General features: G+C 61.3%; 12 protein-coding genes and 1 tRNA gene. 9 read left to right on the top strand and 4 right to left on the bottom strand.

The features are described from left to right. Positions 1–21: 21 nt before the first annotated feature. From LAC81_RS15245 to LAC81_RS15275, 7 genes are all read left to right on the top strand, one after another. The gene (locus tag LAC81_RS15245; RefSeq protein WP_223725487.1) at positions 22–360 is read left to right on the top strand and encodes a hypothetical protein; all 339 of its coding nucleotides are present in this window, start codon (positions 22–24) and stop codon (positions 358–360) included. Then, positions 357–701 (top strand): hypothetical protein, encoded by a 345-nt coding sequence (locus LAC81_RS15250; RefSeq protein WP_223725488.1) that lies wholly within the window; start codon positions 357–359, stop codon positions 699–701. Before LAC81_RS15245 ends, LAC81_RS15250 begins: the two co-directional genes overlap by 4 nt. Further along, a complete protein-coding gene (locus tag LAC81_RS15255) occupies positions 694–1,890 on the top strand; it encodes a phage Gp37/Gp68 family protein (protein WP_223725489.1) in 1,197 nt (398 codons plus the stop codon). The genes LAC81_RS15250 and LAC81_RS15255 overlap by 8 nt, the downstream gene beginning before the upstream one ends. Beyond that, positions 1,883–2,050 (top strand): hypothetical protein, encoded by a 168-nt coding sequence (locus tag LAC81_RS15260; protein WP_223725490.1) that lies wholly within the window; start codon positions 1,883–1,885, stop codon positions 2,048–2,050. The genes LAC81_RS15255 and LAC81_RS15260 overlap by 8 nt, the downstream gene beginning before the upstream one ends. Continuing rightward, positions 2,047–2,382 carry a cell division protein FtsQ/DivIB gene (locus tag LAC81_RS15265; protein ID WP_223725491.1) on the top strand — a complete coding sequence of 112 codons (336 nt, stop codon included), beginning with the start codon at positions 2,047–2,049 and terminating at the stop codon, positions 2,380–2,382. The genes LAC81_RS15260 and LAC81_RS15265 overlap by 4 nt, the downstream gene beginning before the upstream one ends. After that, entirely contained in the window at positions 2,382–2,801 is a 420-nt protein-coding gene (locus tag LAC81_RS15270) for an ASCH domain-containing protein (RefSeq protein ID WP_223725492.1), read from the top strand. The genes LAC81_RS15265 and LAC81_RS15270 overlap by 1 nt, the downstream gene beginning before the upstream one ends. A gap of 103 nt (positions 2,802–2,904) precedes the next feature. Beyond that, a complete protein-coding gene (locus LAC81_RS15275; protein WP_223727834.1) occupies positions 2,905–4,518 on the top strand; it encodes a recombinase family protein in 1,614 nt (537 codons plus the stop codon). On the opposite strand, the gene LAC81_RS15280 is transcribed toward LAC81_RS15275, so the two are convergent. The 3 genes from LAC81_RS15280 to LAC81_RS15290 all read right to left on the bottom strand — a co-directional run bounded on the left by LAC81_RS15280 (position 4,475) and on the right by LAC81_RS15290 (position 6,880). Beyond that, positions 4,475–4,551, bottom strand: a tRNA-Met gene (locus LAC81_RS15280). The genes LAC81_RS15275 and LAC81_RS15280 overlap by 44 nt on opposite strands. 135 nt (positions 4,552–4,686) lie before the next feature. Next, positions 4,687–5,940, bottom strand: coding sequence for a tRNA 2-thiouridine(34) synthase MnmA (gene mnmA / locus LAC81_RS15285; protein WP_223725493.1), 1,254 nt, complete (start codon positions 5,938–5,940; stop codon positions 4,687–4,689). Positions 5,941–6,130: 190 nt separating this feature from the next. After that, on the bottom strand, positions 6,131–6,880 hold the full coding sequence (locus tag LAC81_RS15290) for a helix-turn-helix transcriptional regulator (protein WP_223725494.1): 750 nt from the start codon (positions 6,878–6,880) through the stop codon (positions 6,131–6,133). Positions 6,881–7,360: 480 nt separating this feature from the next. On the opposite strand from LAC81_RS15290, the gene LAC81_RS15295 reads away from it, so the two are divergent. Both LAC81_RS15295 and LAC81_RS15300 read left to right on the top strand, forming a co-directional pair. After that, positions 7,361–7,636, top strand: coding sequence for a DUF1153 domain-containing protein (locus LAC81_RS15295; RefSeq protein WP_003527546.1), 276 nt, complete (start codon positions 7,361–7,363; stop codon positions 7,634–7,636). Between the two features lie 203 nt (positions 7,637–7,839). Then, positions 7,840–8,121 (top strand): GNAT family N-acetyltransferase, encoded by a 282-nt coding sequence (locus tag LAC81_RS15300; RefSeq protein ID WP_223725495.1) that lies wholly within the window; start codon positions 7,840–7,842, stop codon positions 8,119–8,121. A gap of 297 nt (positions 8,122–8,418) precedes the next feature. Here LAC81_RS15300 and LAC81_RS15305 read toward each other — a convergent pair whose 3' ends face one another. Then, a complete protein-coding gene (locus LAC81_RS15305; protein ID WP_034806460.1) occupies positions 8,419–8,769 on the bottom strand; it encodes a flagellar export protein FliJ in 351 nt (116 codons plus the stop codon). Positions 8,770–9,208 lie beyond the last annotated feature (439 nt).

A 9,208-nucleotide genomic window follows, 5' to 3' on the forward strand; every position in this document is an offset into this window, starting at 1 on the left:
TGACCGATTGAGGATAGAACCATGTCCGCAAGCAGCCTCCCCGTGCCCGCACGCACGAGGTCCTTTCCGCACAACCTCACCCCCGCCGATGTCGACAAGATTCGCCGCATGGTGCTTGCCGGCAACTCCACCGCCGAGATCGCAGCAACCTTCGGTACCACCGAACGCCGCGCCGAAGTGTTCCTCGGTATCCGCCGGCCCCGCTGGCTGCGCTACCGCGATGAAGGCCGCATCGAATTCATGCCCGGCAAGACCGTCTTCTATCGCTGGCGCTCGCGTGACGACGGCGGCCGCGACCTCCGCCCCTTCTCCGTCGCCGCCATCTCGATGCACCGCGACGCGCTGGAGAAGCGAACATGAGCGCCAAAAACGTCATCACGCTCTGGAAGCCAGAACCCGACGTCATCCTGCACCAGGCGCTCGGCAAGTGCGCCGAGGAGTGCGCCGAGCTTTCCCAGGCTCTGGCCCGCTGCTTGATCCAGGGCTTCCACGAAGCCGAACCGGTCACTCACAAACTCAACCGGACCCAGCTCTTTGAGGAAGTGGCCGACATCAAGGCGGCTCTCCGGTGGCTTTTTGAGGTCATCGACGAGCCTTTCAAAGGCGAATCCGAACGCGAACGGCGAAAATTCGACGGCTTCAAGCGCTGGCAAGCGATGCTTGAGGCTGAGATGAGCCCCGAGGAGCAAGCCCATGGCTGACGGCACCAAGATCGAATGGACGGATGCGACGTGGAACCCGGTCACCGGCTGTTCCGTCGTGTCCCCCGGCTGCACCAACTGCTATGCCATGAAGCTCGCCGGCACGCGGTTGAATAGCCACCCGAGCCGGGAAGGCTTGACCCGCGATACGAAGGGCGGCCCGGTCTGGACCGGCGAAGTGCGCTTCAACCCGCAATGGCTCGACGAGCCGCTACGTTGGAGGAAGCCGCGCATGATCTTCGTCTGCGCCCATGGCGACCTTTTCGCCGAGGGCGTGCCTGACGAGTGGATCGACCAGGTATTCGCCATCATGTCGCAGGCGCCGCAGCACACGTTTCAGGTGCTCACAAAGCGCCCAGAGCGTATGCGGAGCTATCTCACACGCCCCCGGCTTGAGCATCACCTTGTCAACGCGCTCTTGCCGCTCACGTTTCCCATGCCAGAGCCCGGCCGCTGGCCGCACCGGCCGCTTCCGAATGTCTGGCTCGGCGTCTCGGTCGAAGATCAGAAGCGCGCCGCCGAGCGCATTCCAATCTTGCTCGACACCCCCGCCGCTATCCGCTGGATCAGCGCCGAACCATTGCTCGGCCCCGTAGACCTCACGAGGATTGACCAACCGAACGGCGGGTTCGGCCCCTATTGGATCAACGCCCTCAAAGCCGGCGAGAGTGGGTGGTTTGCAGATGAGGCCGCAACGGTCAGAACCGAACCCGACCCGCTGGCTTTTTCTGGCCTTGCGTCTCTCGATTGGATTGTCGCGGGTGGCGAGAGTGGCTCCGACGCTCGGCCGATGCATCCCGTTTGGGCGCGTTCGCTGCGAGATCAGTGCGCAGCAGCCGGCGTGCCGTTCCTGTTCAAGCAATGGGGTAGTTGGAAACCCATTTGCGAAATGCCGGCTCACGAAGTCAACGGCTGCTACCGCAGCAACCGAAAGGCCTGCGCCGACGAGGATCAGGCCATCATTGACGAGATGCACGGCACAACCTGCCTCGTCGAACAAACCGTGCTGCATCATGATGCCAGTCGACACGACTACCTGTCGCCCGGAGCCTTCGCGGATCGACACTCGATGACGATGTACAACATCGGCAAGAAGGCCGCCGGGCGCCTCCTCGACGGTGACGAGCACAACGGCTTTCCGAACCGGAAAACGCGGCCTCAAGCCGGAGGAGAACTCTCCGATGTCTGAGCCGGCCACGCCCCTCCCCACCTTCCGCGTCTTCTTCCACGACGGAAAGACGTTCGACTTCGAGGCCGGCCACCCGCTGATTGCTGAGAAGAAAGCCCGCGCCGCCCATCCCGGCGGCTTCGTGAAGAAGGTCAAGATCCTAAAGGGAACCGCGAAATGACAGCAGCTCTGCTCGAAACAGCCGCCGCCTCTCATCTTTGGGAAGCCCTGATCACCGACGAGGGCGAGCCCTTCGCCGCCTTCATGCGGGGCCACGTCAACCCGTTCACGCTCGCGGGAGACGCCGAGGAGGCGATCATCAAAGCCTTCAACGATCTCTCGCCCGATTTCGCCGCCGACGTGAGCGAGATCCTCGAAAACGCGGGCGGCGCAGTCATTTCACAATTTTGGCTGCGCCCCCACGGAGAACCGTCCGATGAGCTGGCGTACTACGAGCTGGCCACCGCCGACCAGCGCCGCGCCTTCCCCGTGACCGGCGTGAGGTTTCAGTGATGGATAGCATCCCGCAGTTCGCCCTTTCCGTCCGCCAGCCGTGGGCATGGTGCATCCTGCACGCCGGCAAGGACATCGAGAACCGCTCCTGGGGAACCCGCGTGCGTGGCCCGATCGCCTTGCACGCCGCGAAGGGCCTGACGCAAGCCGAATTCGCTGATTGCCTGGAGACGATCCAGACCCTCAGCGAAGATGCACCATTTCCAGCGGGCATCACCATGCCCACGCTCGAGGAGCTACAGCGCGGCGGCATCGTCGGCGTCGTCGAGATCGTCGATTCGGTGCAGCAATCCTCCAGCCCGTGGTTTTTCGGAAAATACGGCTTCCGTCTCGCTAATCCCCGCCCCGTCGAGTTCGTGCCCGTGAAGGGCGCGCTCGGCTTCTTTGACTGGCGCAAGAACCTGGCGAAGGCGCGATGAAGTCGACCGTTGATCCGCAGCTGCTTGCATTCGTGCGCGCTTTGGCGAAAGCTGACGCCCGCCGAGACCGCCTGCGCGGATCGAATGTCCGCGAGGAAACAGAATGCAAAGAAGACGCGCCGCAATCTATGCCCGGTTCTCAACCGATCTGCAAAGCGAAAGGTCTGTCGACGACCAAATCGAACTGTGCCGCGAATTCGCGACACGGCAAGGCTACATCGTCGCCCGCTCCTACTTCGACAAAGCGCGTAGCGGCGCGTCGATCTTCGGACGAGACGGCCTACTCAGTCTCATGGACGATGCCCGCGAAGGTAAATTCGACGTTGTCGTCGTAGAAGCGCTCGACCGCCTCTCTCGCGACCAGGAGGATCTGGCCGGGCTGCATAAGCGCCTCACTTTTGCCGGCGTCGAGATCGTCGCGGTGCATGACGGCACGGCCGACGCGATCCAGGTTGGCATTCGTGGCCTAGTCTCAACCCTCTTTCTAGCCGATCTCAAAAACAAAATCCGCCGCGGCATGACCGGCGTCATTCGTGACGGCCGGCACGCCGGCGGCCGCGCCTACGGCTATCGCCCGACGCCCGGCCAGCCGGGAATGTTGCAAATCTTCGAACCGGAAGCCGAAATCGTGCGCCGGATCTTCGCGGAAACGCTCGGAGGTTCCTTGCCGAGGGAAATTGCAGCCGACCTCAACCGAGATGGCATCTCCCCACCTCGCGGCCTCAACTGGAATGCAAGCACGATTAGCGGCTCAGCGCAGCGCGGCAACGGCATCATTCGCAACCCGCTCTATTGCGGCCGGATCGTCTGGAACCGCATCCGAATGGTTCGTGACCCCGAGACCGGAAAGCGCGTGAGCCGGCCGAATGATAGCTCGGAGCATAGGGCGGCCGACGCGCCGCACCTGGCGATCGTCGACGTGATAACTTATGAGGAAGCACTGGCGACGCTGGAAGGCCGAGCAAAAAAGGCTCAAGGCGGCCAAGACACCAGACGCCCCAAGCGTCTGCTGTCTGGCTTGCTTCGCTGCGCGCACTGTGGCGGCGGCATGTCGATGCACGATCGCAGTGGCGATATCATCCGCATCCGTTGCAGCCGCTCGAAGGAGAGCGGCACTTGCGCCAATCAGCGCCGCTATAACCTCAACAAAATCGAAGCGGCAGTCATCTCAGGTCTTACCGATCAACTGCTGCATCCCGAACTGCTCGCCGAGTATGTTCGCGTCTATCACGAAGAGCGCCGCGACGAGGTCGCCAAGGCGGCCCGCGAGAGAACCAGCAACGAACGCCGGCTAGCTGATCTCCACGGGCAGCTTGAACGCCTTATGCAAGCGCTCGCCCGCGGCATCCTGCCGATCGAGGCCGTCGAGGGCCAGTACAAGCCGCTGCAGAATGAGAGAGATCGTGTCGCCGCCGAACTGGCGCTTATCCCCAGTGCGCCGGTGTTGGAGTTGCACCCGCACGCGGCGAATCAATATCGGAAAGCCGTCGAGAACCTCGCGGCCCGCCTGAACGAACTGGACCCCAAGGCAGACGCCGGCGCGCTCGCCGAGTTCCGCAGCCTAGTTGACAGCGTGATCGTGCATGATCGCAAAGACGGCGGCGTTGAAGTCGAGGTGATCGGCCATCTGTCGGCGCTCGTTGGCGCCAAGGCCGAGCTGCTGGGGGGACGGATGGTAGCGGAGGAGGGATTCGAACCCCCGACACAAGGATTATGATTCCTCTGCTCTAACCTACTGAGCTACTCCGCCGGGTACCGCGTCAAGGCTTCGAAGTGGAAGCCGTCTTGACTGGACGGGCGGCTTATACGGCCCGCTTCCGGCCAGTGTCAAGCCAAGTCTCCGGGAAAATGTGAAGTTTTCACAACGGCCCGGAAATCCACCGCTTCAGGCGGCGGCCTGGGCCGAAAGTAGTGCCCTCAAAGCGGCTTCCGCGCTTGCTTCACGCTCCGATTTGCGAATGAATCCGCCGCCATAGACGCGCGCGTCCTCGCCGACGCCGGAATAAAGCGCACAGGCCTGGCCAGGCGCGATGCCGGCTTCGCCTTCGGCGAGCTCGACATAGATGCCCTCGTCATCCTTCGCCAGCACGGCAGGCGCCGGCTGGCGGGTGGAGCGCACCTTGGCGAAACAGTCGAAGCCTGCGGCCGCCACGTCTTCGAGATCCTCGTCGCCCAGCCAGTTGACGTCGCGCAGGTAAACGCGGCGCGTTTCCAGCGCTTCCTTGGGGCCGACGATGACCCGACGCGAGCGGGCGTCGAGATAGACGACATAGAGCGGCTCGCCGGTCGCCACACCGATGCCGCGGCGCTGGCCGATCGTGTAGTGCAGGATGCCCTCATGCGTGCCGAGCACGCGGCCGTCGAGATGCACGATCTCGCCGGAGAGTGCTGCGTTCGGCTTCAGCTTCGAGACGATGTCGCTGTACTTGCCCTGGGGCACGAAACAGATGTCCTGGCTGTCGGCCTTCTGGGCGACGACGAGGCCCATCTCCTCTGCGAGCTTGCGGGTTTCTGCCTTGGATAGATGCCCCAAGGGGAAGCGCAGATAGTCGATCTGCTCCTGCGTCGTCGCAAAGAGGAAGTAGCTCTGGTCGCGGTCGGCATCCGTCGGGCGGTAGAGTGCCCGCTGGCCGGCGTAGCGCGGGTTCGGGCTCGGGCGCGAACGGATATAGTGGCCGGTCGCCAGCGCGTCGGCGCCGAGCTCCTTGGCTGTCGCCAAGAGATCGGCAAACTTGACCGTCTGGTTGCAGGCGACGCAAGGGATCGGCGTCTCGCCAGCAATATAGCTTTCGGCGAAGGGATTGATCACCGTTTCGCGGAAGCGCGCTTCGTAGTCGAGCACATAGTGCGGAATGCCGAGCGTTTCGCAGACGCGGCGTGCATCGTCGATGTCCTGGCCGGCGCAGCAGGAGCCGGCACGATGGACGGCGGCGCCATGATCATAGAGCTGCAGCGTGATACCGAGAACGTCGTAGCCCTCGCGTTTGAGCAGGCCAGCGACGACAGAACTGTCGACGCCGCCGGACATGGCAACAACGACACGCGTATCTTCGGGCTTGCGGTCAAAATCGAGACTGTTCACGGGATCCAATCCGGCCTTCGGGCGGCAACCTTGCGCCTGCCCTGTTTCACGCTTCATGCGATGCTTGGCCGAAAAACCCTCGGCTCACGGCATGCTCGGCTCTACGGCACCGCGCATCCTATGAGACGCACAAAGGCAGCCGTAGCACTTCCATTCCCGCGACATATAGAAACTTGTCCGTCCGGCGGCAAGGCCGGCCGCCAGACCGGCGAAAACGCGCGTCCTTAAGACGCGCCATGCTTCGGCGTCAGATCAGCTTCAGCCGCATGGCGCGGGCGATCGCCTGCATGCGGTTGACCGCATCGAGCTTGCGGGTCGCGCTCTTGAAATAGCTGCTGACCGTATAGGTCGAAATGCCCAGGATGATGGCGATCTCGTCGCTGCTCTTGCCGGCCGCTGCCCAGCGCAAGCATTCGACCTCGCGGCTCGACAGTTTCTCCCGTGCCGAACTGCCGGTGTCGAAGGTACGTTCGAGGCATTCGAAAAGCTGGACCAGTGTCAGATAGAGCGTCGCGCGTTCAACACCCACCGGGGCCTCGCGCCGGCCGGAGAGCATGGCGACGAAGGGATCGCCATTGCTGGTGTGCAGGAGCACGGCGAAGTGACGTGCCATCTCCGGATGGGCGTGCAGCCGGTGCACCATCGCCTCGTCCACCGGCTTTGCGACGACGTCCAGCAGTTCGGGCCCGCCGGTCACCGGCAGCTTCGTAAACCGCAGCCGCTCGACCAGCGTGCTCGACTGGAAGGTTTCGCAGGCATCGTATTGGCGCACCAGCTCCGACGGCCAGTTGCTGAGCACCAGCCGCTCGGAAAAGCGCTGCTGTTCGGCAAGCGGCATGCGCGCGATCATGAAATGACCAAAGCCATAGCGGGCGATCAGCCGCCGCATGAGATGCAGAAGTTCGTATTCGGTGCGGACGGCAGCCGTATCGACGTCCGAGAAAATGTCCGCCGTTTCAGCCTCGCGCAGCAAGGCCGGTTCGTTCGATTCCTTCATCTGCGATCACCACATCCCCAGGCGCCACCGCGCCCGGTCGAGAGAATACAAAAACGCCTCAGATCACCTGAAGCATGAACTTCACCCCGGCAAACGAAATACAGCCGCCGCTACCGGCCTGTCCGCGCAAGAAACGCGTCCGGTTGTGAAAACTATGACGATGCACCAAGAATGATTGCGGGAGCGCACATACGACGCTCATCCTTATTTCAGCGCCTCGTTACCAAAAATTTTAGTTAAAGTGAAATGTGGTAATTGCATGGCTCCCATGACAATTCCGGGATAATCCAGGCTCTTCTCAAAGCAATTCACAAGGATAGGCGCACAGCCCCATGAATTGACCCGGGGCGGATCATCGATATGGCGCCTCGCCGAAGTGTCTCAAATTATGAGCAAATTGTTACTTGCTGCTTAGGCAAATGTTAAATGTGGCAGGCTAAGGTCACGGTCATATGGTCTTGAGTTTGTGTAGAGAGTCCCATGACCGAAATGATGCGACCACGCGTAAAATATGTCATCGGCCCCGATGGCAGCCCTCTGACGATTGCGGATCTGCCGCCGGCCAATACCCGGCGCTGGGTGATCCGCCGCAAGGCAGAGGTTGTTGCCGCCGTGCGCGGTGGCCTTTTGAGCCTTGAGGAGGCGTGCGAACGCTATACCCTCACGGTGGAAGAATTCCTGTCCTGGCAGTCCTCGATCAACGATCATGGTCTTGCCGGCCTGCGCACCACTCGCATCCAGCAGTATCGCCACTAGTTCGCCCATTACAGGGCCATAGGTCGAGCGGCGGCTTCGGATTCCCCGGAGCCGCCGCCGTCGTTTTGCGTTCTGCGGCTGCTCGGATTGGTGCTTTTTCGGGAACAGTCTGTGTTTCCGGGATACCAGGTAGACGGATTCCGATTTCCGGAAATCTGCGCTAGCTTCCAGACAAAGAAACTGGTTCGCCAAGGAAGGCTGTCATGGAAATCGTACTCGAGGAAACTGGATCGCACGGCCGCTACTCGACCGTGGTCGAGGGGCACACCGGGGAAATGACCTATTCGCGGACGTCTCCCCAATTGATCATTGTCGATCACACCCTCGTTCCGGACGCCCTGCGCGGCAAGGGTGTCGGCCAGGCGCTTGCCAAACATGCAATCGAAGAAGCCCGCAAAGGCGGCTGGAAGATCATCCCGCTCTGCCCGTTCATGAAGGCGCAGGCGATGCGGCACCCCGAATGGCAGGACGTCATCCAGGGATGAGGCACGGCTGAGATCCGGCCTATCCTGATCTTCAACAAATTCAAACTGATCTCAAAATGAGATGACCCGCCCGAACGCCAAGGCGTCGGGCGGGTCTCTTCGTCTTGTCACGATCGTGCCGGATCGGGTCATGCCAAACGCATGACCCGACAAGGCTGGAAATATCTGCCCCGAAACGGGCGACCTGCCTGACCAGCGCACAAATTCCCCAGACCGGAACCGACCTGGGGTCAAACCGTCCGTTGGATCAAGGCGTTGCGGCTCCGCTGCGCCCGATCGAGGCGCAAGAGCCGCAGCTTATGCCCGCAGGCGGGTCGATGTGTCCCGCTCTTCGAGGGCCGCCGCCTTCGCGTATTCAGCCTGCACTTCTTCGAGCGCGAGTTCGGCAGCATCCTGCTGCGTCTTCAGTTCGCGAATGGAAACCTGAAGATTGTCGGCTCTCTGACGTGCGGCCTTGGCGAAGGTGGGATAGGCGAAGTGCTGGGGATCGGAGATACCCGACTTCTTTTCCTCGAAAATAATCTGATTTTCCAGATCCTTAGTCATCCGTTCGAACTCAGCCATCATCATCTGAAGCTGGTTCAGCTGACGCTGCTTCTCGCGGACCTGAAACTCCTTCAGGCGGACAAGGCTCTCACGTGCTTTCATACGCAATACTCCCGTGGATAACGAGACCCCGGTTACTGATTTGCCCGCAAGCCGGCCCGAACAGGACCGGAAACGAAAAATCTTCAGCGATATTAACAAAAGCCTACCGCTGGTAACCTTTCGTTTACGGGCATCGTTAATCATAGGCGTGATGATTTAAGGCTCCGTAAATGCTGAGGCACGAAATGTGACCGCCCTGGCATTAACGAGTCGGAAGAGTCAGATAGCGGGATTTCCTCATGTTTCACATGAGATTAGCCGTTCGGGATTCACGTTTGAAATCAGGAGACTGCTAAAAATATTTAACAATCTCGATACACCTTGCCAGAGGGAATCAGAATTTGTTAACCATTTGGTGGCAGCCTCCAAATCAGGCAACGACTGGATCCGTATCGCGTAAGGGTGCCACGACGACCTTGGGCGGCGGAAAAGGGGAAGA

The organism is Ensifer adhaerens (assembly GCF_020035535.1).
In the GTDB taxonomy this organism is placed as follows: Bacteria; Pseudomonadota; Alphaproteobacteria; order Rhizobiales; family Rhizobiaceae; genus Ensifer.